At 65.1% G+C, this 255-nt stretch carries 1 protein-coding gene; it reads left to right on the forward strand.

The features are described from left to right. Positions 1-255 (forward strand): helix-turn-helix domain-containing protein (locus I5E68_RS20025; RefSeq protein WP_197167485.1); only part of this gene is annotated, 255 nt, incomplete at both ends.

Below are 255 nucleotides of genomic sequence, written 5' to 3' on the forward strand. Positions count from 1 at the left end.
TCGCACCTGCCGGCCAAGCACACTCTGGACAAGCTGGGTATTCCTCGCCGGACGTTCTACCGCTGGTATGACCGCTTCCTTGAGGGCGGTCCTGAAGCCCTGGAGGATCGCCCCTCGGCGCCGAGCCAGGTGTGGAACCGCATCGGCGAGGATATCCGCGCGCAGATCGTCGAGATGGCGCTTGATGCGACCGAACTCTCCCCCCGCGAACTGGCCGTGCGCTTCACCGACGAGAGGCGCTACTTCGTGTCGGAA

This window comes from Novosphingobium aureum (assembly GCF_015865035.1).
Taxonomy (GTDB): Bacteria; Pseudomonadota; Alphaproteobacteria; order Sphingomonadales; family Sphingomonadaceae; genus Novosphingobium; species Novosphingobium aureum.